Consider the following 23,275-nt stretch of genomic DNA (forward strand, 5'->3'; position numbering starts at 1 on the left):
CTGCCAGAATCCGAACAGATAAGGCTCTGGCGCGGCATCCATGCCGCTCAAGGTCCCGCGACGGTGGGCGGGCAAGGACCAGTCGAGATGGCGGTGTGCGTGGTGCAAGCAGGGCATGGCGTGCGTTGTTCGAATCACGTTGCGTCCGATCAGTGCCCCGTGCAAGCCGAGCGGCAGACAGGCCTCCAACACGCGACTTGCAAACGCCTCGTTTGCTCTCCGCGGGCAACACGCTTTCAAGAAAACAGCCGTCCAACTGTCTGGTGCGGTGTCCTCGCCGCTTGCGGGACCGTGTGGCGGCATGGATGCCGCCACACGGTCCCCAGGGACGGGTTCACGGCGTGTCCCGCGAGCGGTGAGGGCGCCGCGCCCTCGACTGGCCAGGCTTTTGACCTGGCTTTCTGACTGCATCTAGACGCGGCACCGACGCGAGAATCCCGGTTGTCTTGAAGCGGTTACAGGGTGCGGAACGCACCGCCCGTGGCCAGAACAAGGTCGGCGCGGGCCTATAGCGCTGATTTCGAGACCCCATGGCGCGCGCCTGCCGTCGCAATCCGGTCAGCGTCATCGCCGCGATCGCCAGCGCCGGCAGGCTGTCGCTACAACCGATTGCGTCTCCTGGCACATCTATTGCATTTGTCTGACACGACAGCGTGGTCTGACGCCCGTGACAGCACGCGTGCCAGACTGCAATCTGTTGGGGTAGCGTTCGGTCGCTGCGTCGTAGTCTGCCGCGCGGTCCTCGTCAGGTGGGGCGAAGACTGCAGCGCGGCCTTCGTTTCCTTTAACGGTCGATTCTTTAAGATGAGCCGCGGCGTCATCGTCGCAGCCAGGAGAGCTTGTGCATCGGAGTGGTCTTAGAGCTGCTAATTCTGCGACGTGGTCGCGCACCGCCGGGCTCGCCCGGACCAGAGTGCGTGCGGCGACGGCGCCACGCGTAGCGGGTAGGGATCTTCCGCTTCAGCCCACACTGCCGCGATCGCGCGGCGGGCAGCCTTGATGGATGGCACAGTGACTCTTTCCCCCGCACCAACCGATCTTCCCCCTATTTCTGCCCTCGACGCCGGTCAGCCCACGCTGCCACCGGAAGCGCCGCTGGCCATGCCCGAGCAATCCTTGCGCGAAGGCCGCCTGCAGGTGCCGCATCAGCGCACCGCGCCGGTTGGCATCGGCCTGCGACGTTTCTATCTGATTGGCGGCACCGTCGCCACCACCGCAGTGGCGGTGTGGGTGATGCTGAGTGTGCTTTGGCCCGACGGCCTCAGCGTGCTGGAAGGCTGCCTGCTCGGCCTGTTCGTGCTGCTGTTTGCCTGGATCGCGATGTCCTTCGCTAGCGCGGTGGCCGGCTTTGTCACCGTGGTGGCGCGCGCCGGACGCAAGCTCGGCATCGACCCGGACGCTCCGCTGCCGACCCTGCACACGCGCACTGCGTTGCTGATGCCGACCTATAACGAAGACCCGCGCCGCCTGCTCGCCGGCCTGCAGGCGATCTACGAATCGGTGGCCGAAACCGGCCAATTGGAGCATTTCGACTTCTTCGTGCTCAGCGACACCACCCGTGAGCATATCGGCGCTGCCGAAGAACTGGTCTACAACGAGCTGTGCGATCGCGTCGACGGACACGGGCGCATCTTCTACCGCCGCCGCGCCGACAATGCCGCACGCAAGGCCGGCAATGTCGCCGACTGGGTGCGCCGTTTCGGCGGCAACTACCCGCAGATGCTGATTCTTGACGCCGACAGCGTGATGACCGGCGACACCATCGTTCGGCTGGTCGCCGGCATGGAAAACAATCCGGACGTGGGCCTGATCCAGACCCTGCCGGCGGTGGTCAACGGGCAGACCCTGTTTGCCCGCATGCAGCAGTTCGGCGGGCGCGTGTACGGGCCGATCATCGCCTTCGGCGTGGCCTGGTGGCACGGTGCCGAGAGCAATTACTGGGGCCACAACGCCATCATCCGTACCCAGGCCTTCGCCGACCACGCCGGCCTGCCGTCGCTGCGCGGGCGCAAGCCGTTCGGCGGCCATGTGCTCAGCCACGATTTCGTCGAAGCGGCGCTGATGCGGCGTGGCGGCTGGGCCACGCACATGGTGCCCTACCTGCAGGGCAGCTACGAGGAAGGCCCGCCCACGCTGACCGACTTGCTGATCCGCGACCGCCGCTGGTGCCAGGGCAACCTGCAGCACGCCAAGGTGGTTGGCGCCAAGGGCCTGCACTGGATCAGCCGCATGCACATGCTGATCGGCATCGGGCATTACTTCACCGCGCCGATGTGGGGCCTGCTGATGCTGATCGGCATCGGTATTCCGCTGGCCGGTGGCGGCATCGATCTGGCCGGCGACCTGCCGTTCTCGCCTGCCCGCTACTGGCATGGCAGCAGCCAGGGCAATGCGATCTGGATCTTCGTCTGCACCATGTTCGTGCTGCTGGCGCCCAAGTTGCTCGGCTACATCGCGCTGCTGCTCAACCCGCGCGAGCTGCGCGCCTGCGGCGGCGCCATCCGCGCGCTGCTGAGCATCCTGCTGGAAACCGTGCTGGCGGCCCTGATGGCGCCGGTGGTGATGTACCTGCAGTCGCGCGGCGTGTTCGAAGTGCTGGCCGGCAGGGATTCGGGGTGGGATGCGCAGGTGCGCGACGACGGCAAGCTGTCGTGGCCGGCGCTGTTGCGCAGCTACGGCGGGTTGACCGTGTTCGGCCTGTTCATGGGGGCGGTGGCCTATACGGTGTCGCCGTCGCTGGCGGCCTGGATGGCGCCGGTGATCGTGGGCATGGCGGTGTCGATCCCGGTGGTGGCGTTGACCTCGTTGCGCCGCACCGGCCTGGGCCTGCGCCGCGCCGGTATTTTCTGCATTCCCGAAGAGCTCGATCCGCCCAAGGTGCTGGTGCGCGCCGCCGAGCTGCGCCGCGCCGCCGCGCTGGAGCCGTCGTTGATCTGAGTGCGCGCCGGGCGCATGGCGGTAGCGATGCGCAGCGTGACCTACCCGCCAGGCAGGCCGCGACAGGTAGCCGACCCGGGTCACGCGCATGTCGCCTGGCCGGTCCGTGAGCGGCGAGGCCGATGGCGCAAGGCATAATGCCCAGCCCGCAAGCGGAGCTGGATGATGCTGGAAGTGATCGAACGCGAGACCGGACCGAACCCGCAATGGACCGTGCTGTGGCTGCACGGCCTGGGCGCCGATGGCAGCGACTTCGCACCGATGGTGCCGGAACTGGTGCGCCCGCAGTGGCCAGCGCTGCGCTTCGTGTTTCCGCATGCGCCGATCCGCCCGATCACCATCAACAACGGCGTGCGCATGCGCGGCTGGTACGACATCGTCGGCATGGATTTCGCCACGCGTGCCGACAAGGCCGGCATCGCCGAATCGGTGGCCCAGGTCGAGGCGTTGATCGCCCACGAGCAATCCCGCGGCATCGCCCCCGAGCGCCTGCTGCTGGCCGGGTTCTCACAGGGCGGCGCGGTGACGCTGGCGGTCGGGCTGCAGCGCCGCGTGCCGCTGGCCGGATTGATCGCCCTGTCCACCTACCTGCCGGACCCGGCGGCGGCCGCCAGCCAGCTGCAGCCGGCTGCCGCCCGCCAACCGGTGTTCATGGCCCACGGCACCGCCGATCCGGTGGTGCCGTTCGGTGCCGGCCAGGCCAGCATGCAGACCCTGCGCACGCTCGGCTTCGAACTGGACTGGCATACCTACCCGATGGGCCACCAGGTCTGCCTGGAAGAGATCGAGGCCTTGCGCAACTGGATGCAGGCGCGCTTCACCGCCGCCTGAGGCCATGGCCCAGCACGCGCCCCGGATCGCCTGGATGCCGGACCTGTGCCGGCTGCCGCGGTTGGGCGCCATGCTGGGCCTGGCCGAACTGGTGGTGCTGGTGGTGACCCTGGTGCCCGACGCCGGTGCGGCGCGCACTATCACCGTGTCGCGCTTTGTCTCGGCCAGCGGCCTGGCGCTGTGGCTGGCGCTGGCGGTCAGCGTGCTGCTGTGCGTGCTGCGGCCTTCGTTGTCGCGGCTGCCGCCACGCGTGGGCGCGCTGGCCGCGCTGTCGATCGCCGCGGTGGTGGCCATGCTCGGCGCCGGTATCGTGCACGCCCTGTATGCGGCGCTCGACCAGGCCCCGCTTGGTCCCCTGGTCGGCTTCTGGCGTTTCACCCTGGGCAGCGCGGCGACGGTGGTGCTGATCACCGCGCTGGCACTGCGCTACTTCTACGTCAGCGACCGCTGGGAAGCGCAGGTGCAGGCCAATGCGCGCGCCCAGGCCGATGCCTTGCAGGCGCGCATCCGCCCGCACTTCCTGTTCAACAGCATGAATCTCATCGCCAGCCTGTTGCGCCGCGACCCGGTGGTGGCCGAGCAGGCGGTGCTGGATCTGTCGGATCTGTTCCGCGCCGCGCTCGGTGCCGGCGAAGGCGTGTCCACATTACGCGCCGAATGCGAACTGGCCGAGCGCTATCTGGCGATCGAATCACTGCGCCTGGGCGAGCGCCTGCAGGTGCGCTGGCACCGGCAGGAGCCGTTGCCATGGGAGCTGCCGATGCCGCGCCTGGTGCTGCAGCCGCTGGTGGAAAACGCCGTGCTGCATGGCGTCTCGCGCATGCCCGAGGGCGGCACGCTGTACCTGTCGCTGCGCCAGCGCGATAACCAGTTACAGATCCGTATCGTCAATCCCGCCCCGCAGCCGGGCACCCAGTTGCCGCTAGTCGCCGGGGCCGGGCACGCCCAGGCCAGCATCTCGCACCGGCTGGCATTCCAGTTCGGTGCCGGGGCACGGATGGCGGCCAGCTGGGCCGAGGGCTACTATGCGTGTGAGATCACATTGCCGCTGCCGTGACGGGGGAGTCGCTGCAGCGAAGGGGGATGTCCATGACGGCCACGCAAGTGCGGGTGCTGATCGCCGATGACGAGCCACTGGCGCGCGAGCGCCTGCGCATGCTGCTGGGCGAACATCCGCACGTCGAGGTGATCGGCGAGGCCGAAAACGGCCAGCAGGTGCTGCAGCAGTGCCACCACCTGCATCCGGATCTGGTGCTGCTGGACATCGCCATGCCCGGTGTCGACGGCCTGGAAACCGCGCGCCTGCTGCGCCAGAACCAGCCGCAGCCAGCGGTGGTGTTCTGCACCGCCTACGACCAGCATGCGCTGTCGGCCTTCGATGCCTCTGCGCTGGACTACCTGATGAAACCGGTGCGCCCCGAACGCCTGGCCGCCGCGCTGGAAAAGGTGGCCACCTTTCTGGCCGGGCGCGCCCCCAGCGCCACGCCGCCACCACTGCGCACGCACCTGTGCGCACGCCTGCGCGGCAGCCTGCGGCTGATCGCCATTGGCGACATCCGCTACCTGCAGGCCGAGGAAAAATACGTCATCGTCCACCACAGCCGTGGCGAGGACCTGATCGAAGAGTCGCTCAAATCGCTGGAAGACGAATTCGCCGACCGCCTGGTGCGCATCCACCGCAATTGCCTGGTCGCCCGCGCCGAGCTGGTGGAACTGCGCCGCAGCGGCGATGGCCAGGTGCATGCGGTGCTGCGCAACGTGCCGCACCCCCTGGAAGTGAGCCGTCGCTGCGTGGCCAGCCTGCGCGAGCAGTTGCGTTAGAGCGTGTCATGCCGCAGAGCGTGTCATGCCGCGTGTGGTGAGGTGCGTTGGTCGTCAGCGGCGGGTGCCGCGGGCGTCAGCGTGCGCTCCAGGTAGGCGTTCCGCGCCCGCTCCGTGATAATGGCCCCATGACCACGCTCCGCATCGCTACCCGTAAGAGCCCGCTCGCCCTTTGGCAGAGCGAACACGTCGCCACCGCGCTGCGCCAGCACCATCCCGGGCTGGAGGTCGCGCTGGTGCCGATGAGCACGCGCGGTGACGAGGTACTGGATCGCTCGCTGGCCGCGATCGGCGGCAAGGGCCTGTTCCTGAAGGAGCTGGAGCTGGCGATGCTGCGCGGCGAGGCCGATTGCGCCGTGCATTCGCTCAAGGATGTGCCGATGGAGCTGGACGCGCCCTTCGTGCTGGCGGCGATCATGGAGCGCGGCGATGCCGCCGATGCGCTGGTCTCCAATCTCTACGCCAGCTTGCAGGCGCTGCCGCTGGGCGCACGCGTGGGTACGTCCTCCCTGCGGCGACAGGCGCAGTTGCGCGCCGCGCGCCCGGATCTGGAATTGGTCGACCTGCGTGGCAACGTCAACACCCGCCTGGCCAAGCTCGACAACGGCGGCTACGACGCCATCGTGCTGGCCTGCGCCGGCCTGCAGCGGCTGGGCCTGGATGCACGCATCACCGCGCGCCTGGACGTCCCCGACTGGTTGCCGGCGCCGGCCCAGGGCGCGGTGGCGGTGGAATGCCGTGGCGACGACGCGCGCATCCACGGCCTGCTGGCGGTGCTGGATGCCGGCCGCACGCGCGCCTGCGTGGAAGCGGAGCGGGCAATGAATCGCGCGCTGCATGGCAGCTGCCACGTACCGGTGGCGGCGTTCGCGCGCTGGGAAGGGCAGGGCCTGTTTCTGCAGGGCATGGTCGGCAGCGCCAGCGATGGTCGCCTGATCCACGCCAAGGCGCACGGAAGTGCCGACGACACCGAGGCACTGGGCCGCCTGGTGGCGCAAGGCCTGTTCGACAAGGGCGCCGCGCAGCTGCTGGCGGAGCTGTAAACACGCCGCCGCGTCACCTGTAACGCAACGGCATCGACGCGGCGGCAGGTGCAAGTCCAGCCCTCGCCGCCAAGCAAGCAATACCGCACTCACGCAACACCCGCTCCTCGTAGGAGCGGCCCCGGCCGCGAGAGGCTTTACCGGGAAAGCCCATCGCGGCCAGGTCCGCTCCAGGGCGCGGTTGCTGCGGATTCGAACGTGGCGGCGATACACCGCCGCGTCGCGGCCTATCCGCCAAAGGCGCCGATCTTCGTAGGAGCGGCCCCGGCCGCGAGGGGCTTTACCGGGAAGGCTCCTCGCGGCCAGGTCCGCTCCTACGAGGCGCGGTTGCTTATTTGAACGTGTAGACCAGGTTCACGGTGGTCAGCGTGTCGGTCTTCTTGTCGCCGTCGCTGACCTCGCTGTTGTGACGCATCTGCCAGGCGGCCTTGAGCGCAAAGTGCGAGTTCATGCTGACCTGCACGCCGAAATCGTTCTGCGCATAGGTATTGTATTCGCCCGATTCCACCAGCAGCGTGTTGATCAGGTCGGTGTTGTCGGTGACGGTGTACTTGAGGTCGAACAGCCCGCGCCCGATCAGGCCGGTCTCGTTGCGGTCTTCGTCGCTGTTGTGCGCGCGCCGGATACCCGGGCCGATCTGCGCATCCAGATAGAAGCGCTCGGCATCGATCAGGCGCGTGCCGTAACCGATACCGAAGGTGGCCAGGCGGTCGTAGGTGGCGAAGTCGTCGTGTTCGTAGCGGCCGGTGGCGGTGAGCTGGCGGTGTTCGCCCAGCTGCAACGCACTGCCCACGCTGCCGGTGTAGCGCTCGGCGGTGGTCTGGCGTTCGCGTTCGGTGCTGCCATCGTCGTTGGTATTGGTGTACTCCGAGCTCGACCGCAGCGCGGTAGCGTCCAGGCTGTGGATCCAGTCGCCGTCTGTGTAGCGCAAGCGGACCCGGCCGTTGAGGCTGTCGGTGGTGCTGTTGCCATGGGCGGCTGCGTAGCCGAGCTCGCCACTGCTCCCGCTCCAAGGCGATGGCATCACGGCGGCAGCGGGGTCCACCGGTGCCGGTGCGACTGCCTGGGCCCAGACGGTGGGCGTGATCAACAACAGCGGCAGAAGGGCAGACAACGGGGCACGGCGGGACATGGGCGGCTCGCTTTGGAGGACAGGGGCGAAAGAGGGTGAAAGCGATTTCATGATAACGGACTGAGCGGCTGCGTCATGAGCAAGTGAACGCTGCGCTTCAGAAGAGGTTGGGGCGCTGGCTCCGGAACGGCAGCCACTGGCCCGGTTGCGCACGTTGTAAGCAGATCCGGCTCGCGCAATGCAGGCGAACGAGCGGGCCAAAACGGGCACGTCACGGCGGCGCCGATCCAGGCATGATCGCGGCCAGACAGCGACGCTCACCCCGCCACCCAGAGACTCGGACATAATCGACGCATGGACCGCTACGAACGCATCAACTCCCTGCATCGCTTGCTCAAGTCGGCACGCTACCCGGTCACGGTGGCGCGGCTGCAGGATGAGCTGAGCTGTTCCCGCGCAACCGTGTATCGCGATCTGGCGTTCCTGCGCGATGCGCTGATGGCGCCGGTGGAAGGCGACGGCGAATCGGGGTTCCGCTATCTCTCCGGCGAAAGCGATCGCTTCGAACTGCCCGGCCTGTGGCTGAGTTCGGAAGAGCTGCACGCGCTGCTGGCGTCTCAGCAACTGCTTGCGCGCACCGGCGGCGGGGTGTTGTCCTCGATGCTGGCGCCGCTGCAGCAACGCATTGAAGGGCTGCTGGCCGCCCAGGCCGGCGTGTCGCAATGGCCGGTGGACCGGGTGCGGGTAATTCCGCACCGCGGCCGCAAGCTGGACGAAGCCAGCTTCCGCACCGTGGCTTCCGGCGTGCTGGAGCTCAAGCAGCTCAGCTTCGATTACCGCGCCCGCTCCACCGACGAATCGACCAAGCGCACCGTGTCTCCGCAGCGCATCACCCACTACCGCGACAACTGGTATCTGGACGCCTGGGACCACGGCCGCGATGGCGTGCGCAGCTTTGCGGTGGATCGCATCAACCACGCGCGGCTGCTCGAGAGCGTGCCGCGCGATGTGCCCGACAGTGAGCTGGACGCGCAGCTGGCGGCCAGCTACGGCATCTTTTCCGGCGCGCCCAAGGGCTGGGCCACCATCGTGTTCAGCGCCAAGGCCGCGCGCTGGGTTGCCGACGAGCACTGGCATTCCAAGCAGCAGGGCCGCTTTCTGGCCGATGGCCGTTACGAGCTCAAGGTGCCGTACAGCAACTCGCGCGAGCTGCTGATGGACGTGCTGCATTACGGCTCGGATGCGGAGATCGTCGAGCCGGTCTCGCTGCGCGAGCAGGCCAAGGCGCTGCTGTCGCTGGCATTGAGCAATTACGACTGAGCGTGCTTCACGACTGAGCGTGCTTCAGCGCTTGTTCGGCACTTCAAAACCCAGGCGATCCACCTGCTCGCGCAACTGCGGCACGCGCTTGAGCTTGTCGGTGTAGATGGAATAGTCGTCGCGCATCTTGTCGACCAGCTTGCGGTACTGGTCGCGGCTCATGTCCGGCTTGCGCGCGAAGATCCAGGCCAGGTCGCGGCCGGGGTAGGAAATCAGCATCCAAGAACCGTCTGGTGCGATTTCCAGGATGCGCTGCTTGGCCGGAATGACCTTGTAGAACCACACCCGCCAATCGCGGTTGCCGCTCTCGGCGTCCACCGAGGCGCGCGCGTTGACCTCTTTTTCCGGCTCGCCGAAGCCCTCGCGGTACAGATAGCGCACCGCCACCTTGCCGTCTTCGACCAGGGTGTACTCGTCGCGGCTGGTGACGTGGCCACGCTCCACCGGGTTGGGCATACGCGCAATCACGTACCAGGTGCCCATGATCTTGGACAGATCGACCGCCGGCTCGCTGGCAGGCGTGTCCTTGGCAGATGCCACGGGCAGGCCGAGGACGAACAGAAAAGCGAGGGCGATCGTAACGGTCAGGCGCATCGCAACATCACAAAGGGGCAGTTGGAGCAGCACACTACCGCATGCAGGGGGGCAAGTTCGCGTCAACGGTCGGGTCTGGCGCACGCGGCTGCCTCCTACGCGGCATCCGGGGACTGGGTCTGGGTGCGGAAGAGGGCGCCATCGGGGCCTTGGCGGTGCTGGTGGAGTGCCGCTGCTGCCGCGCCGGAGCATCTTGGCGCCGGAGCTTTTTGCTGGTTTCGCAGCCAGGTCGCAGCCGGTGAGATGGGCGCAGGCAATCCTGCCGGCCTGTTCCGATCCTTCCTGCCACGGAGTGCCGCCATGTCGATTCGTCCTTCCCGTCGTTCCGAACGTCCCGACCCACGCGTGCTGCGCCCGGTCCGGCAGATCGCCCTGGCCGGCCTGGCCCTGGTGCTGGTATGGCCGGCCGCGCGCGGCCACAGCGAATGGATCGGCTGGCTGCCGCTGTGGCTGGTCGGCATGCCGATGCTGGCCTGGTGGAGCCTGCACCGGTTCGCGTTGCCGACCCTGGTGCGGCCCGGTGCGCGACGCGGCGCGGCACGTCGGCGCGGGCCGCAGGCGCAACGGCGACGCAGCGCTTCGCGTGCGGCGACACAGGCGCGCGCGGCCTGACCTTCGGCAGGGTCGGGCGGCGGAGGGCTATGCTACGTTCCCGGCGTTCGTTCTCCCGGAAACATTCATGTCCAAACTCGCCTCGATCTGCCTGGTTGCCGGTCTGATCACCGCTGGCGCCGTCTCTGCAGAGGAAACCGCCGTGTCCAACGATCCCTACGCCTGGCTGGAAGATGTCTCCGGCGCCAAGTCGCTGGACTGGGTCAAGGCCCAGAACGCCAAGACCGAGGCGCGCCTGGCCGCCACGCCGGCCTTCAAGCAGATGGAGACCAGCATCCGCGAAGTGCTGGATTCGGACGCGAAGATTCCCGGCGTGCAGAAGATCGGCAAGTACTACTACAACTTCTGGAAGGACAAGCAGCACGAGCGCGGCCTGTGGCGGCGCACCACGCTGGACGAATACCGCAAGCCGGCGCCCAAGTGGGAAACGGTGCTGGACCTGGATGCGCTCAACAAGGCCGAAGGCGAGAACTGGGTCTGGCACGGCGCCGACTGCCTGCGCCCGGATTACCAGCGCTGCCTGATCGCGCTGTCGCGCGGCGGCGCCGATGCCGATGTCACCCGCGAGTTCGACCTGGCCGGCAAACAGTGGGTCAAGGACGGCTTCTTCCGCCCCGAATCCAAGGGCGGGCTGGGCTGGATCGACCAGGACACCGTCTACGTGTTCACCGATTTCGGTGCCGGCACGATGACCAGCTCCGGCTATCCGCGCATCGCCAAGCAATGGAAGCGCGGCACCCCGCTCAGCGCCGCCACGGTGGTGTACGAGGGCAAGCCGACCGACATGTACATCGCCGCGATGCACGACGACACGCCCGGATTCGAGCGCGATTTCGTCAGCCGCACGCTGGCCTTCTACAACGAAGAGCTGTACCTCAAGGGTGCCGACGGCAAGCTGGTGAAGGTGGATGCGCCCAACTCGGCCAGCAAGTCGGTCAAGCGGCAATGGCTGACCCTGGAGCTGCGCGACCCGTGGACCGTGGGCGGCAAGACCTACAAGGCCGGCTCGTTGCTGGCGACGCGGTTTGACGACTTCATGGCCGGCAAGCGCAGCTTCGAGGTGCTGTTCGAGCCTACCGACAGCACGTCGCTGGCCGGCACGGCGTGGACGAAGTCGCACCTGGTGTTGAACGTGCTGGAAGACGTCAAGAACCGCCTGAGCGTGATCACGCCCACGCAGGATGGCTGGAAGAAGAGCGCCTTCGTCAGTGCACCGGCATTCGGCACCGTCGATGTCGGCGCGGTGGACAGCGACGACAGCGACGCGCTGTGGTTGACCGTCACCGACTACCTGACCCCGACCACCTTGTCGTGGGTGGACGTGGGCAGCGCGCCGCAGCCGCTCAAGTCCATGCCGGCGTTCTTCGATGCCGGCAAGGACAGCATCGAGCAGCACTTCGCCACCAGCAAGGACGGCACCCGCGTGCCGTATTTCCTGGTGCGGCCCAAGGCGTTGAAGCTCGATGGCAGCGCGCCGACCCTGCTGTACGGCTACGGCGGTTTCGAGATTTCGATGACGCCGAATTATTCCGGCGGACTGGGCCGCGCCTGGCTGGAGAAGGGCGGCGTCTACGTGGTGGCCAACATCCGCGGCGGTGGCGAATACGGTCCGCGCTGGCACCAGGCCGCGCTCAAGCAGAACCGCCACAAGGCCTATGAAGACATGGCCGCGGTGGCCAAGGACCTGGTCGCGCGCAAGATCACCTCGACCAGGCATCTGGGCGTGCAGGGCGGCAGCAACGGCGGCCTGATGACCGGCAACATGCTGACCCAGTATCCGGAGCTGTTCGGCGCGGTGGTGGTGCAGGTACCGCTGCTGGACATGAAGCGCTACAGCCATCTGCTGGCCGGTGCCTCTTGGATGGCCGAATACGGCAACCCGGATACCGACGACTGGAAATTCATCCAGACCTTCTCGCCGTATCACCTGTTCGATCCGAAGAAGACCTATCCGCCGGTGATCTTCCTCACCTCCACGCGCGACGACCGCGTGCATCCGGGCCACGCGCGCAAGATGGCTGCCAAGATGATCGAGGCCGGCAAGGACGTGACCTACTACGAGAACATCGAAGGCGGCCACGGCGGCGCGGCCAACAATGCGCAGGCAGCGCACATGGCAGCGCTGGCGTATAGCTTCCTGTGGGAGCGGTTGGCGGATTGAGTTGATGAACCGATACGGGCGCGCCGGCAATGGTCGGCGTGCCCGTGTTGTTTTGGATGTTTTGCGATCGATTGACCTAGTCGGAGAGTGGTCGATGCTGGCGCTGATGGTTGCTTTGGCATTGAGCGGCTGTGCTGCTCAGGATGCGCACTACGTGCTGCGTGATCACCCCGACGTGCGTGCCGAATTCCATCAGGTCGCCAGCGGCCCGCAGTGGCCATCACATTTGGCGTTGCGGTTGCACTCCACAAGCTCGGGCCTGGATGCGTGGTTTCTGCCATGGAATGGTGGCAGCGACGGAAGTCAGCATATGGCCTCGACGACCGACGTCACTGCGCCGGGGTGGCATGCGCCAGACCCCGACGGCGGGCCGCGACCGTTGGGCGATGTCAGCTATATCGGTACAGATGTGGACTATCGTGTCTTCAGCGAGGTGCCGCGCCTTGGCGCACCAGCACCAGCGCACTTTCTGTTGCCCGACTTGCGCGAAGCGGTGTGGTACCGGGCCGAGCCCGATCAGCGGTTGGACATTGCACGGCAATTCTTCGATCTGAATGGCTGCGCCGCGCAGAGGTGAGTGGTGACGCGCGTTGCGGTTGATCAGGAGCGCTGCGGCACCTGGCCGTTTCCTTCTCCCATCGGGAGAAGGTGCCCGAAGGGCGGATGAGGGTAAGTGCGCACGTAGAAGAGATGCATTCCTGATGCAGTGAACCTACGGCCACGGCTAGGCGCTGCTTGAAGAGATGCGCCGTGCGCACTGGCGCTGGTTCGATCAAAGACGTTGCAAACCCCGTGCAATCCGTTCTACCGCCTGCTCAAGGCGCGGCAGGCTTTGCGTATAGGCGATGCGGACGTGCTGGTTGGCGCGGTGGACGCCGAAGTCGATGCCGGGGGGGAAGGCGACGTGCTCGGTCTCCAGGAAATGCGCACAGAAGGCCTGGGCATCGTCCGAAAATGCGCTGATGTCGGCGTAGAGATAGAACGCGCCCTGCGGTTCGACGGCGATGTCGAAGCCGAGCTGGCGTAGCGCCGGCAGCAGATAGTCGCGGCGTTGCTGGAACTCGGCGCGGCGGGCTTCGAAGATGGCGATGCTGTCGGGCGTGAAGCAGGCCAGCGCGGCGTGCTGGGCAATCGTGGAGGCGCTGATGTAAAGATTCTGCGCGAGTTTTTCCAGCTCGGGCACCGCCGCGGGCGGGGCGATCAGCCAGCCCAGGCGCCAGCCGGTCATGCCGAAGTACTTGGAAAAACTGTTCAGCACGAAGGCGCTGTCGTCCACTTCCAGCACGCTGTGCGCGTCCATGCCATAGGTCAGGCCGTGGTAGATCTCGTCCACCACCAGGTGGCCGCCGCGTGCATGCAGCGCCTGCGACAAGCCGGCAAGTTGCGCGCGCGACAGCACGCTGCCGGTGGGATTTGCCGGCGAGGCGACCAATGCGCCGACGCTGTCGACGTTCCAACAGGCCTCGACCAGCCCTGGTGTCAGTTGGTAATCGGTGTCTGCGCCGACCGGCACCAGTTGCGCGGCGCCTTCGACCAGGCGCAGGAAGTGCCGGTTGCACGGATAGCCGGGGTCGGCGAGCAGCCAGTGTTTGTCCGGGTCGACCAGCAGGCTGCTGGCCAGCAGCAATGCACCGGAGCCGCCCGGCGTGACCAGGATCCGTTCCGGGTCGAGATCGCAGCCATAACGCTGGGCATAGAAGCCGGCGATGGCGGCGCGCAACGCGGGCAGGCCGCGTGCAGCGGTGTAGCGGGTATGTCCCGCCGCCAGTGCGGCCTGTCCGGCCGCGACGATCGGGGCGGCGGTGGTGAAATCCGGTTCGCCGATCTCCAGGTGGATCACATCTTGGCCGGCCTGTTCCAGCGCGTTGGCGCGCGCCAATAGCGCCATCACATGAAACGGGGCGATGTCCTGGCTGCGGCGGCTGTAACCGGAGGAAAGCGGAGGCGTGGTATCCATCGACACGATGGTAGACCAGCGGCGGCACGGGTTTTGTTATTGCCGCGATGGCACACACGATCGTCTGGAGAGCGGGCCTCGGGACTTCGCGATCGCGCGCGCGCGACCAGACCCCGGCACATGACGCTGCGCGCCGGTCTCTTCTACACTCGGGCGCTGGGATGGCATTGCGTTCATCCAACGGACCCCAATCTGATGAAGCCTGTCCTCTCTTTTCTGATCGCCAGCCTGATGACCACATCTGTTCCTTCCGCCTTCGCAGCTCTGCCGTCGCCGCCGGACGTGGCCAAGCGTCCGCATGTGGTCAAGGCCCCGTTCGGTGCCACCCGCAACGACGACTACTATTGGTTGCGCGACGACAAGCGTGAGGACAAGGCGATGCTGGCCTATCTCAATGCCGAGAACGCCTACACCGACACGGTGATGGCGCCGCTCAAGCCGCTGGAAGACACGCTGTATACCGAGATCGTCGGGCGCATCAAGCAGGACGACGCCAGCGTGCCGTATCGCGAGCGTGGCTACTGGTATTACACGCGCTTCGAAGCCGGCAAGGACTACCCGATCCAGGCACGCCGCAAGGGCAGCATGGACGCGCCGGAACAGATCCTGCTCGACGTCAACCAGATGGCGCAGGGCAAGGGTTACTTCAGTGTCGGCGATGCGGAAGTCAGTCAGGACAATCGCATTCTGGCCTGGGCCGACGATGCGGTGGGCCGCCGCCAGTACACGATCCGCTTCAAGAACCTGGACACCGGCGAGATCTACCCGGACACGGTGGAAGGCGTGTCGGCCAACGTGGTCTGGGCCGACGACAACAAGACCCTGTTCTATGTCGAAAACGATCCGGAAACGCTGCTCACCGTGCGCGTGAAGAAACACGTGCTGGGCACGCCCGCCAAGGACGACGTGCTGGTCTACGAGGAGAAGGACGACAGCTTCTACATGGGTATCGGCCGTACCCGCGACGACAAGTACATCACCATCGGCGTGGAAAGCACGGTGTCGTCGGAGACGCGTTACGCGCCGGCCGATAATCCCGAGCGGTTCACGCTGCTGGCCAAGCGCCAGCGCGATGTCGAGTATCACCCCGAGCATTTCGACGGCCGCTGGGTGATCCGCACCAATGCCGATGGTGCCAAGAATTTCAAGCTGGTGACCGCACCCACCGACGCTACCACGCGCAAGCAGTGGACCGACTGGGTGGCGCACGATGACAAGGTCTATATCGAAAACTTCGAGCTGTTCGATGGCTTCACCGCCATCGAAGAGCGTTCCGGCGGCCTGGAGCGCGTGCGCCTGCTCAAGCGCGACGGCAGCCAGGAGTACGTCAAGGCCGACGAGCCTGCCTATTCGATGGGCCTGGCGATCAATTCCGAGCCGGACACCGAGTGGTTGCGCTACAGCTACACCTCGCTGACCACGCCGGCCACGACGTACGAACTCAATACGCAGACCGGCGAGCGCAAGTTGCTCAAGCAGCAGCCGGTGATCGGTTACGACGCCGGCAAGTACGTCACCGAGCGCGTCTGGGTGACCGCGCGCGACGGCGTCAAGGTGCCGGTGTCGCTGGTGTACAAGCAGGGCTTCAAGAAGGACGGCACTGCGGCGTTGTTCCAGTACGCCTACGGCAGCTACGGCATGTCGATGGACCCGGCCTTCAACCTGCCGGCGATCAGCCTGCTGGACCGTGGCGTGGTGTATGCCATCGCGCACATCCGCGGCGGCCAGGAAATGGGCCGCCAGTGGTACGACGACGGCAAGCTGCTGCACAAGAAGAACACCTTCACCGATTTCATCGACGTCACCCGCGGCCTGGTGGAACAGGGCTATGCCGCCAAGGATCGCGTCGCCGCCTCCGGCGGCAGCGCCGGTGGATTGCTGATGGGCGCGGTGGCCAACATGGCCCCGCAGGACTACCGCGTGATGGTGGCGCAGGTGCCGTTCGTCGATGTGGTCACCACCATGCTCGATGCCAGCATCCCGCTGACCACCAACGAATACGACGAGTGGGGCAACCCGGAAAAGAAGACCTATTACGACTACATGCTGTCCTACTCCCCGTATGACAACGTGACCAGGCAGGCCTATCCGGCCTTGTTCGTCGGCACCGGCCTGTGGGATTCGCAGGTGCAGTACTGGGAGCCCGCCAAGTGGGTGGCCAAGCTGCGCGACGACAATACCGGCACCCAGCCGATCGTCTTCCGCACCAACATGGAAGCCGGCCATGGCGGCAAGTCAGGTCGCTTCCGCCGCTACCGCGAACTCGCCGAGTCGTATGCGTTTGTGCTGGAGCAGCTTGGGGTCAGGTAGTTGAGGGGCGGGGATTGGGGAGTCGGGAGTTGGGATTGGTAAGAGCAGGTGGCAGGGTCTAACGCCAACTCCCGGGCCACCTCAACGCCCACTGGCCGTATCATTTACCCATGACGCGACCGACTCGATTCCGCTGGGCCTGGTGGTTGCTGGCCTACGCCAGCCTGGCCACCGGCATCGTCGGTATCTTCGTGCCCGGCCTGCCGACGACCGTCTTCATCCTGATTTCCGCCTGGGCCGCCTCGCACGGCTCCGAGCGCCTGCACAACTGGCTGCTCTCGCACCCGCGCTTCGGCCCGGCGATCGTCGAATGGCAGACCTATCGTGCAGTCAGCCGCAAGGCCAAGTGGATGGCCACGCTCACCATGAGCGTGTGCGCCGCCATCATGCTGTGGTGCGTGCCGGTGTTCTGGGTCAAGTGCGTGTCGATCGGCAGCATGGCGGTGGTGGCGATCTGGTTGTGGCTGCGCCCCGAGCCGCCGCCGCGCGCGATCTCCGCGCCGCGCTGAGCGCACGGCAGTCAGGGTGTTCTGGCTATACTTCGGCGCATGAGCATTCTGTCCCGACCATCTGTTCGCCTCGCACTGGTTGGTGCGACCTTTGTCCTGCTTGCCGCCTGCGGCAACAAGGGCCCGCTGGTGATGCCGCAGAAGCCGGTGCCGGTGGAAGCCCGGCCCGTGCCGCAGCCGCCGGACGCGCCGCAACCGCTGGACGAGTCCTCGCCTGCGCCTGCGCCGGTGAACACCGATCCGCAGCCCGCACCCACCACCGACCAGCCCGCTAGCAGCGGCAATGAGCGCTGACGGTCGCAGCGGGCGTCTGCGTTTCACCAAAATGCATGGCGCCGGCAACGATTTTGTGGTGCTGGACCTGCGCGACGGCACGCCGCCGCCGGATGCCGCGTTGGCCGCACATCTGGCCGACCGCCATTTCGGGGTGGGCTGCGACCAGATCCTGACCATCGAGAACCCGCGTAGCAGCGAGGCGGTGGCCGCTTATGGCATCTGGAATTCCGATGGCTCGGCCGCCCGCCAATGCGGCAACGGCGCGCGCTGTGTGGCGGCCTGGCTGGTGCGCGACGGCACTGCGCAGGGCGATGCGTTCGTCATCGATAGCCCGTTCACCTCCCACCGCGTGCAGCGTCTGGACGCCGGCACCTACGCGGTGGAGATGGGCGTGCCGCAATTCGAGCCGACACAGATCCCGCTGGCCGGCTTTGCGCGCGCGCGCGAGGAATACGCGCTGCCGGTGCATGGCGAAACCGTGCGCTTTGGCGCGGTGTCGATGGGCAACCCGCATGCAGTGGTGGAAGTGGGGCGGGTGGACGCGGCGCCGGTAGAGCGCGTCGGCGGCCTGTTGCAGCAGAACGCCGCGTTTCCCGACTCGGTCAACGTCGGCTTCGTGCAGATCGTCGACCCCACGCACGTGCGCCTGCGCGTGTTCGAGCGCGGCGTCGGCGAAACCCTGGCCTGCGGCAGCGGTGCATGCGCGGCGGCGGTGGTGCTGATGCAGCGCGGCCGTGTCGAGCGCGACGTGCAGGTGTCCTTGCCCGGCGGCGAACTGCGCATCCGCTGGAACGGCGACCAACAGCAGGTGGTGATGTCAGGCCCGGCCGTGTTCGTCTTCGATGGAGAGTGGAACTGATGAGCGAGAACACGGACAAATTCAGCGCGCACGAAGTGGCAACCTGGTTGCGGCGCCACCCGACCTTCCTCAAGCAGTTCCCCGACCTGGCGGTGAGTCTGCTGGTACCGCGCGACGACGGCCCGACCGCGTCGCTGGCCACCTATCAGCTGGAAGTGCTGCGCGACAAGAATCGCGAACTGTCGCGGCGCCTGCACGAGCTTGGCCACAATGCGCAGGACAACGAGCGCCTTGCGGTGCGCACGCATCAACTGACCCTGGCGCTGATGCGCCAGACCAGCGCGGCCGACACGCTCAAGGCGATGGCCGCCTCGCTGGCGGAGGATTTCAACGGCGAACTGGTGCGGCTGGTGTTGCTCAAGCCGGTCGCCGGTCTGGATGCCGACTGGCTGCAGGTCATCGTCGCCGACGACGCGCGGCTTGCCCCGTTCCGCGACTGCCTCAGCGACGGCGAGCCGATCTGCGGCCGCCTGCAGGCGGAAAAACATGCGCTGCTGTATGCCGGCCAAGCCGCCGATGTGCAATCCACCGCGCTGCTGCCGTTGCCCGGCATCGGCCTGATTGCGGTCGGCAGCAGCGACGCCAACCGCTTCTATCCCGGCATGGGTACCTTGTTCCTGCGCATGATGGGCGAGTCCTTGAGCGTGGCATTGCAGCGCTTCGATACATGATGCACAGCGCGGCGTGCGCCGATGCGTGCCGCCTGCGCTGGATGGCCGCGCCGATGGCGTGGCAACCAGGAGTCTGAGGTGGCGTCGGTCGATGATTTCCTGGCGTATCTGCAGGTCGAGCGGCAGGTGTCTGCGCATACGCTGGATGCCTATCGGCGCGATCTTGCCGCGTTGGTGGGTTGGGCCGGCGAACAGGCCATCGACGATGTTGCGCAGCTGGAGAGCGCACAGTTGCGGCAATTCGTCGCGGCCGAGCACCGGCGCGGGTTGTCGCCCAAAAGCCTGCAGCGCCGGCTGTCGGCATGCCGCAGTTACTACGCCTGGTTGCTCAAGCACGGCCGCATTGCGGCGAGTCCGGCCGCGGCGATGCGTGCGCCCAAGGCGCCACGTAAATTGCCGCAGGTACTGGATGCCGATGAGGCGGTGCGCCTGGTCGAGGTGCCGACCGATGCGCCGCTGGGCCTGCGCGATCGCGCCTTGCTGGAGCTGTTCTATTCGTCCGGGCTGCGCCTGAGCGAGCTCTGCGCGCTGCGCTGGCGCGACCTGGATCTGGACAGCGGGTTGGTGATGGTGCTCGGCAAGGGCGGCAAGCAGCGCCTGGTGCCGGTGGGGTCGCATGCGATCGGCGCGCTGCGCGAATGGCTGCGCGACAGCGGCGGGCGCGCCGACACGCATGTGTTCCCCGGCCGCGCCGGCGGAGCCATTTCGCAACGCGCAGTGCAGATCCGCATCAAGCAACTGGCGGTGCGCCAGGGTATGTTCAAGGACGTGCATCCGCATATGCTGCGGCACAGTTTTGCCAGTCACATCCTCGAATCCTCCGGCGATCTGCGCGGTGTGCAGGAATTGCTTGGGCATTCGGATATCGCCACCACGCAGATCTACACGCATCTGGATTTTCAGCATCTGGCCAAGGTCTACGACGCCGCGCATCCGCGGGCAAAGCGCAAGAAAGCTGCTGAGTGATGCGCAGCGCCTGATGCTGCGCTTGACTGGTGCGCAGCGTAAGGATTTGCCGATTGCATGGTGTGCAGCCAAAGGCAGTTGATGCACCTCGCTGACCGACCACCGCACGCTTGAGCCCCTCTCCCGGTGGGAGGGGGGCTTGAGCGCACTCGGGCGCTGCCATGTCCGAAGACGGCGAGCAGGGCCGGCATGCGCGCGTCACGCTGTGCTTCCACCTCTGGAAGATCGCCATGACCTCGTTTCGTTTGACAGGACTCGATCCGGCCTTGTTCGCCCAGCTGCACGGACTCGATGACGTTGCGTTGACCAATCACCAAGCAGTGCGCGTGATCGCCGATGCCGATCACGGATTTCCGTGTCGTGTCAGCCTGCAGGACGCGCGCGCAGGCGAGCAGTTGCTGCTGTTGCCGTATCTGCATCAAGCCGCAGATTCGCCGTACCGGGCGAGCGGGCCGATCTTTGTGCGTGCCGCAGCGGTGCTTGCGCAGCTGGAACCAGATGCAGTGCCGGCTGCGATCCGATCGCGGCTGATCTCGCTACGGGCTTACGATCATCGCCATCATCTGGTGACCGCCGAGGTGTGTGCAGGCGAACGCGTCGCAGCGTGGCTGCACGCGTGTCTGGACGACGCGCAGATCGCCTACGTGCACCTGCATCACGCGCGTCAGGGCTGTTACGCGTGTCGCGCGGATCGCATCGCAGGCGGCGATCTTGATGGAATTGTCGAGTAAGGCGACGGCGTGTGGCTTGACGTTGGACCTGGGCAACGGATCAGGCAACGTCAGACCCAACACACCATATAAAAACGGGAAGCACGCCTGCTCGAGGAACGCCTGCAAGCGCTTCCGCAGCAAAATGCCGATCTAAAATGCCGATCTGCAGCAAGCGTTGTCAAGCTGGCTCACCAGCGCCGGCTGTCTCGCATGTGAGCGCGCTTCATCCATCTGCTTGAACGCGTTTCATCACTCGATGCGGCGCATGGTCGCAGCATGCTTGAACCCGGCAGGGGCGTCCCCACCTCTTTGGAAACCCCCGGAGGACCCATGGACCCCAGCCAGAACCCCAACATCGTTCACGCCACCACCATCATCTCGGTCCGGCGTGGCGGGCATGTCGCCGTCGCCGGCGATGGCCAGGTCACCCTCGGCCACACCGTCATGAAGGGCAATGCGCGCAAGGTGCGCCGGCTCGGCCGTGAGGGGCAGGTGCTGGCCGGTTTTGCCGGTGCCGCCGCCGATGCGTTCACCTTGTTCGAGCTGTTCGAGGCCAAGCTCGACAAGCATGGGCAATTGACCCGTGCCGCCGTGGAGCTGGCCAAGGACTGGCGCACCGAGCGCCGCCTGGGCAAGCTCGAGGCCCTGCTCGCGGTCGCCGATAAAGAAACGTCGTTGATCATCAGCGGTACCGGCGACGTGATCGAACCGGAAGACGGCATCATCGCCATCGGTTCGGGTGGCTCGTACGCCTTGTCGGCCGCCCGCGCGCTGCTGGCGCACACCGAGCTCGATGCCAAGACCATCGCCACCGAAGCGATCAACATCGCCGGCGATATCTGCATTTATACCAATCGCAATGTGGTGGTCGAGGAGCTGTGATTTGGGATTTGGGATTGGGGATTCGCAAACGCGCTCCTCTCCCTGCGCCCGGACATGCATCGATCGTTCCTACCCCGCTTATACGAATCCCCAATCCCCAATGCCAAATCCCGATAGCTCAACCATGACTCCGCGCGAAATCGTGCAGGAGCTCGACCGTCATATCGTCGGCCAGCACGATGCCAAGCGTGCGGTTGCCATCGCGCTGCGTAATCGCTGGCGCCGCATGCAGCTGCCTGAAGAGCTGCGCAACGAAGTGATGCCCAAGAACATCCTGATGATCGGCCCGACCGGCGTCGGCAAGACCGAGATCGCGCGGCGTCTGGCCACGTTGGCCAATGCGCCGTTCGTCAAGGTCGAAGCCACGCGCTTTACCGAAGTCGGCTATGTCGGCAAGGATGTGGAGCAGATCATCCGCGACCTGGCCGACACCTCGGTCAAGCTGTATCGCGAACAGGCCAAGGTGCGCGTGCGCAACCAGGCCGAAGAACGTGCCGAAGATCGCATCCTGGATGCGCTGCTGCCGCGCCGTGCGGCCGGGATCGGCTTCGATCCGGAGGCGGCACGCAACGAGCCCTCGTCGCAGGACAACGACACCCGCATCAAGTTCCGTCGCATGCTGCGCAGTGGCGAACTGGACGAGCGCGAGATCGAGCTGGAAGTGGCGGTCAATGCCAGCATGGACATCATGACCCCGCCGGGCATGGAGGAAATGGGCCAGCAGTTGCGGCAGATGTTTTCCAACCTGGGCAGCGGCAAGTCGCAAAAGCGCAAGCTCACCATCAAGGCCGCGCGTCCGCTGCTGATCGAAGAGGAAGCCGGCAAGCTGGTCAACGAAGACGATGTGCGCACGGCGGCGATCGAGGCCTGCGAGCAGCACGGTATCGTGTTCATCGATGAGATCGACAAGGTGGCCAAGCGTGGTGAAGCCGGCTCCAATGGCGGCGATGTCAGCCGCGAAGGCGTGCAGCGCGATCTGCTGCCGCTGGTGGAAGGCTCCAACGTGTCGACCAAGTACGGCACGGTCAAGACCGACCATATCCTGTTCATCGCGTCGGGTGCATTCCATCTGGCCAAGCCCAGCGATCTGATTCCCGAATTGCAGGGCCGTTTTCCGATCCGCGTCGAATTGACTGCGCTGACCAAGGCCGATTTCGTGCGCATCCTCACCGAGCCCAAGGCGGCGCTGATCAAGCAGTACGAAGCCTTGCTGCAGACCGAGGGCGTGACCCTGACCTTCGGCGCCGATGCGGTGGAGCGCCTGGCCGAGATCGCCGCGCAGGTCAACGAGCGGCAGGAAAATATCGGCGCGCGCCGCCTGCACACGGTGCTGGAGCGTCTGCTCGATGTGCTGAGCTACGAAGCGCCGGATCGCGACGGGCAGAGCGTCACCGTCGATGCGGCCTATGTCGATGCGCAGCTCGGCGAGCTTGTGCAGGATCCGGACCTGAGCCGCTACATCCTCTGATCGCAGCGCACCTGCGCGCAGATGCCGAATGCAATGCGCGTATGGCATCTGGCATGAAATGCAGTGCAAGCGCGGCAGGAACGCATCACGGGACGATGCATGCTGGCAGATGCAGTCAAAAGCCGAGTCGGTCGAGGGCGCGATGCCCTCACCGCTTGCGGGACACGCCGTGAATCCATCCGTGGAGGCTCGGTGTCGGCATCCATGCCGCCACACGGTCCCGCAACCGGCGAGGACACCGCGCCAGACAGTTGGTCGGCGCTTAGTTGAAAA

At 66.2% G+C, this 23,275-nt stretch carries 21 protein-coding genes; 18 read left to right on the plus strand and 3 right to left on the minus strand.

Going from position 1 to position 23,275, the window contains the following annotated elements; translation table 11 throughout:
* Window positions 1-999 precede the first annotated feature (999 nt).
* From mdoH to hemC, 5 genes are all read left to right on the plus strand, one after another.
* The gene (gene mdoH, locus LL972_RS19865; RefSeq protein WP_228329051.1) at window positions 1,000-2,937 is read left to right on the plus strand and encodes a glucans biosynthesis glucosyltransferase MdoH; all 1,938 of its coding nucleotides are present in this window, start codon (window positions 1,000-1,002) and stop codon (window positions 2,935-2,937) included.
* Between the two features lie 162 nt (window positions 2,938-3,099).
* Window positions 3,100-3,768: an alpha/beta hydrolase gene (locus LL972_RS19870; RefSeq protein WP_228329052.1), complete on the plus strand. Its 669-nt coding sequence runs from the start codon at window positions 3,100-3,102 to the stop codon at window positions 3,766-3,768.
* Window positions 3,769-3,772: 4 nt separating this feature from the next.
* On the plus strand, window positions 3,773-4,825 hold the full coding sequence (locus LL972_RS19875) for a sensor histidine kinase (RefSeq protein ID WP_228329053.1): 1,053 nt from the start codon (window positions 3,773-3,775) through the stop codon (window positions 4,823-4,825).
* 32 nt (window positions 4,826-4,857) lie between these two features.
* Window positions 4,858-5,589, plus strand: coding sequence for a LytR/AlgR family response regulator transcription factor (locus LL972_RS19880; protein ID WP_228329054.1), 732 nt, complete (start codon window positions 4,858-4,860; stop codon window positions 5,587-5,589).
* Window positions 5,590-5,717: 128 nt separating this feature from the next.
* Window positions 5,718-6,632 carry a hydroxymethylbilane synthase gene (gene hemC / locus LL972_RS19885; RefSeq protein ID WP_228329055.1) on the plus strand — a complete coding sequence of 305 codons (915 nt, stop codon included), beginning with the start codon at window positions 5,718-5,720 and terminating at the stop codon, window positions 6,630-6,632.
* 331 nt (window positions 6,633-6,963) lie between these two features.
* On the opposite strand, the gene LL972_RS19890 is transcribed toward hemC, so the two are convergent.
* A complete protein-coding gene (locus LL972_RS19890) occupies window positions 6,964-7,764 on the minus strand; it encodes a DUF481 domain-containing protein (RefSeq protein ID WP_228329056.1) in 801 nt (266 codons plus the stop codon).
* Window positions 7,765-8,058: 294 nt separating this feature from the next.
* On the opposite strand from LL972_RS19890, the gene LL972_RS19895 reads away from it, so the two are divergent.
* Complete coding sequence (locus LL972_RS19895; protein ID WP_228329057.1) at window positions 8,059-9,024, plus strand: helix-turn-helix transcriptional regulator; 966 nt, start codon at window positions 8,059-8,061, stop codon at window positions 9,022-9,024.
* Window positions 9,025-9,048: 24 nt separating this feature from the next.
* Here LL972_RS19895 and LL972_RS19900 read toward each other — a convergent pair whose 3' ends face one another.
* Complete coding sequence (locus tag LL972_RS19900; RefSeq protein ID WP_104596512.1) at window positions 9,049-9,618, minus strand: lipocalin family protein; 570 nt, start codon at window positions 9,616-9,618, stop codon at window positions 9,049-9,051.
* 300 nt (window positions 9,619-9,918) lie between these two features.
* On the opposite strand from LL972_RS19900, the gene LL972_RS19905 reads away from it, so the two are divergent.
* From LL972_RS19905 to LL972_RS19915, 3 genes are all read left to right on the plus strand, one after another.
* Window positions 9,919-10,230, plus strand: coding sequence for a hypothetical protein (locus tag LL972_RS19905; RefSeq protein WP_228329058.1), 312 nt, complete (start codon window positions 9,919-9,921; stop codon window positions 10,228-10,230).
* A gap of 67 nt (window positions 10,231-10,297) precedes the next feature.
* The gene (locus LL972_RS19910; protein ID WP_228329059.1) at window positions 10,298-12,391 is read left to right on the plus strand and encodes a prolyl oligopeptidase family serine peptidase; all 2,094 of its coding nucleotides are present in this window, start codon (window positions 10,298-10,300) and stop codon (window positions 12,389-12,391) included.
* A gap of 94 nt (window positions 12,392-12,485) precedes the next feature.
* Window positions 12,486-12,968 (plus strand): hypothetical protein, encoded by a 483-nt coding sequence (locus tag LL972_RS19915; protein ID WP_228329060.1) that lies wholly within the window; start codon window positions 12,486-12,488, stop codon window positions 12,966-12,968.
* Between the two features lie 195 nt (window positions 12,969-13,163).
* On the opposite strand, the gene LL972_RS19920 is transcribed toward LL972_RS19915, so the two are convergent.
* Window positions 13,164-14,348, minus strand: coding sequence for a pyridoxal phosphate-dependent aminotransferase (locus LL972_RS19920; protein ID WP_228329061.1), 1,185 nt, complete (start codon window positions 14,346-14,348; stop codon window positions 13,164-13,166).
* A 195-nt stretch (window positions 14,349-14,543) separates the two neighbouring features.
* On the opposite strand from LL972_RS19920, the gene LL972_RS19925 reads away from it, so the two are divergent.
* The 9 genes from LL972_RS19925 (at window position 14,544) to hslU (ending at window position 23,002) form a co-directional block, all read left to right on the plus strand.
* On the plus strand, window positions 14,544-16,658 hold the full coding sequence (locus LL972_RS19925) for a S9 family peptidase (RefSeq protein ID WP_228329062.1): 2,115 nt from the start codon (window positions 14,544-14,546) through the stop codon (window positions 16,656-16,658).
* 110 nt (window positions 16,659-16,768) lie between these two features.
* Entirely contained in the window at window positions 16,769-17,167 is a 399-nt protein-coding gene (locus LL972_RS19930) for a YbaN family protein (protein WP_228329063.1), read from the plus strand.
* A gap of 39 nt (window positions 17,168-17,206) precedes the next feature.
* On the plus strand, window positions 17,207-17,461 hold the full coding sequence (gene lptM / locus LL972_RS19935; RefSeq protein WP_228329064.1) for an LPS translocon maturation chaperone LptM: 255 nt from the start codon (window positions 17,207-17,209) through the stop codon (window positions 17,459-17,461).
* Window positions 17,451-18,302, plus strand: a complete 852-nt coding sequence (dapF, locus tag LL972_RS19940) for a diaminopimelate epimerase (RefSeq protein ID WP_228329065.1) — start codon at window positions 17,451-17,453, stop codon at window positions 18,300-18,302. Before lptM ends, dapF begins: the two co-directional genes overlap by 11 nt.
* Window positions 18,302-18,973 (plus strand): DUF484 family protein, encoded by a 672-nt coding sequence (locus LL972_RS19945; RefSeq protein WP_228329066.1) that lies wholly within the window; start codon window positions 18,302-18,304, stop codon window positions 18,971-18,973. Before dapF ends, LL972_RS19945 begins: the two co-directional genes overlap by 1 nt.
* Before the next feature lie 78 nt (window positions 18,974-19,051).
* Window positions 19,052-19,939: a tyrosine recombinase XerC gene (gene xerC / locus LL972_RS19950; protein ID WP_228329067.1), complete on the plus strand. Its 888-nt coding sequence runs from the start codon at window positions 19,052-19,054 to the stop codon at window positions 19,937-19,939.
* A 161-nt stretch (window positions 19,940-20,100) separates the two neighbouring features.
* On the plus strand, window positions 20,101-20,670 hold the full coding sequence (locus LL972_RS19955; RefSeq protein WP_228329068.1) for a DUF1203 domain-containing protein: 570 nt from the start codon (window positions 20,101-20,103) through the stop codon (window positions 20,668-20,670).
* 312 nt (window positions 20,671-20,982) lie between these two features.
* Window positions 20,983-21,534: an ATP-dependent protease subunit HslV gene (gene hslV, locus LL972_RS19960; protein ID WP_005997221.1), complete on the plus strand. Its 552-nt coding sequence runs from the start codon at window positions 20,983-20,985 to the stop codon at window positions 21,532-21,534.
* Between the two features lie 100 nt (window positions 21,535-21,634).
* Window positions 21,635-23,002, plus strand: coding sequence for an ATP-dependent protease ATPase subunit HslU (gene hslU, locus LL972_RS19965; RefSeq protein ID WP_228329069.1), 1,368 nt, complete (start codon window positions 21,635-21,637; stop codon window positions 23,000-23,002).
* Window positions 23,003-23,275: the final 273 nt, after the last annotated feature.

The sequence above is a fragment of the Xanthomonas campestris pv. asclepiadis genome, from assembly GCF_020784175.1.
Taxonomy (GTDB): domain Bacteria; phylum Pseudomonadota; class Gammaproteobacteria; order Xanthomonadales; family Xanthomonadaceae; genus Xanthomonas; species Xanthomonas campestris_D.

What these genes read in the sequence shown, in the direction of transcription:
- mdoH (WP_228329051.1), top strand. Translation starts at nt 1,000, where the DNA reads ATGGATGGCACAGTGACTCTTTCCCCCGCACCAACCGATCTTCCCCCT.
- LL972_RS19870 (WP_228329052.1), top strand. Translation starts at nt 3,100, where the DNA reads ATGATGCTGGAAGTGATCGAACGCGAGACCGGACCGAACCCGCAATGG.
- LL972_RS19875 (WP_228329053.1), top strand. Translation starts at nt 3,773, where the DNA reads ATGGCCCAGCACGCGCCCCGGATCGCCTGGATGCCGGACCTGTGCCGG.
- LL972_RS19880 (WP_228329054.1), top strand. Translation starts at nt 4,858, where the DNA reads ATGACGGCCACGCAAGTGCGGGTGCTGATCGCCGATGACGAGCCACTG.
- hemC (WP_228329055.1), top strand. Translation starts at nt 5,718, where the DNA reads ATGACCACGCTCCGCATCGCTACCCGTAAGAGCCCGCTCGCCCTTTGG.
- LL972_RS19890 (WP_228329056.1), bottom strand. Translation starts at nt 7,764, where the DNA reads ATGTCCCGCCGTGCCCCGTTGTCTGCCCTTCTGCCGCTGTTGTTGATC.
- LL972_RS19895 (WP_228329057.1), top strand. Translation starts at nt 8,059, where the DNA reads ATGGACCGCTACGAACGCATCAACTCCCTGCATCGCTTGCTCAAGTCG.
- LL972_RS19900 (WP_104596512.1), bottom strand. Translation starts at nt 9,618, where the DNA reads ATGCGCCTGACCGTTACGATCGCCCTCGCTTTTCTGTTCGTCCTCGGC.
- LL972_RS19905 (WP_228329058.1), top strand. Translation starts at nt 9,919, where the DNA reads ATGTCGATTCGTCCTTCCCGTCGTTCCGAACGTCCCGACCCACGCGTG.
- LL972_RS19910 (WP_228329059.1), top strand. Translation starts at nt 10,298, where the DNA reads ATGTCCAAACTCGCCTCGATCTGCCTGGTTGCCGGTCTGATCACCGCT.
- LL972_RS19915 (WP_228329060.1), top strand. Translation starts at nt 12,486, where the DNA reads ATGCTGGCGCTGATGGTTGCTTTGGCATTGAGCGGCTGTGCTGCTCAG.
- LL972_RS19920 (WP_228329061.1), bottom strand. Translation starts at nt 14,348, where the DNA reads ATGGATACCACGCCTCCGCTTTCCTCCGGTTACAGCCGCCGCAGCCAG.
- LL972_RS19925 (WP_228329062.1), top strand. Translation starts at nt 14,544, where the DNA reads ATGAAGCCTGTCCTCTCTTTTCTGATCGCCAGCCTGATGACCACATCT.
- LL972_RS19930 (WP_228329063.1), top strand. Translation starts at nt 16,769, where the DNA reads ATGACGCGACCGACTCGATTCCGCTGGGCCTGGTGGTTGCTGGCCTAC.
- lptM (WP_228329064.1), top strand. Translation starts at nt 17,207, where the DNA reads ATGAGCATTCTGTCCCGACCATCTGTTCGCCTCGCACTGGTTGGTGCG.
- dapF (WP_228329065.1), top strand. Translation starts at nt 17,451, where the DNA reads ATGAGCGCTGACGGTCGCAGCGGGCGTCTGCGTTTCACCAAAATGCAT.
- LL972_RS19945 (WP_228329066.1), top strand. Translation starts at nt 18,302, where the DNA reads ATGAGCGAGAACACGGACAAATTCAGCGCGCACGAAGTGGCAACCTGG.
- LL972_RS19955 (WP_228329068.1), top strand. Translation starts at nt 20,101, where the DNA reads ATGTCCGAAGACGGCGAGCAGGGCCGGCATGCGCGCGTCACGCTGTGC.
- hslV (WP_005997221.1), top strand. Translation starts at nt 20,983, where the DNA reads ATGGACCCCAGCCAGAACCCCAACATCGTTCACGCCACCACCATCATC.
- hslU (WP_228329069.1), top strand. Translation starts at nt 21,635, where the DNA reads ATGCCAAATCCCGATAGCTCAACCATGACTCCGCGCGAAATCGTGCAG.